The following is a 579-nucleotide window of genomic DNA, read 5'->3' as shown; positions in this document are numbered from 1 at the left end:
GCTGTTGCTACGAGAGTTCGAGAACAGTTTTGGTGGCTTCGCATCTGGGTTAATTGCGACCTCAATGAATGGTTTGATAAGTGTTAGTTCAGAGCTACGAGCGACAATGTAAACTGCGTCCACATCACGACGACTGCGTGGCTGTGTTTCCAACTTAATGCGCATGAGCGATTGCATCTGTGCGATACGCTGTTTGCTCTCTTGTAAGCCAAAGACGTCGTTAATGTCTTTTTGTAGCTGTCGCTTATCACCAAAGTAGCTTGTTGCGACTTTGTTTGAGCTGTACTTGCTCCATTCTTCATTGAAAGCTTGCACAACACGCTCACCGTAGCTGCCTTTTGGCGCTAGGATCAGCGGGAAGTTATAGCCTTCGCTAAACAAGTATTTTGCAGCTTGAGCCACTTCTTGCTCTGGTGACAACGCTAGGTAGCAAATGTCGGTACCTGGCTGAACATCTTCAGGAATATTCAGCGCCAGTGCTGGAATGGCTGGACTGTTTGCTGAGCCATCCATTGTTGTTTGCAATAGTTCGACATTTTCTTTTTGCAGCGGGCCGACAACAAAATCGATGTTTTCGTT

Annotated in this window: 1 protein-coding gene; it reads right to left on the bottom strand. The window is 46.6% G+C overall.

Annotation, left to right across the window (positions count from 1 at the left end; all coding sequences use genetic code 11):
• A partial coding sequence (locus R7R24_RS28925) for a penicillin-binding protein activator (protein ID WP_318120488.1) occupies positions 1 to 579 on the bottom strand: 579 nt, incomplete at both ends.

It is taken from the genome of Vibrio sp. 704, assembly GCF_033339295.1.
Note: the sequence above shows the minus strand (reverse complement) of the source record. Positions and strands in the feature narration are given on the sequence as shown.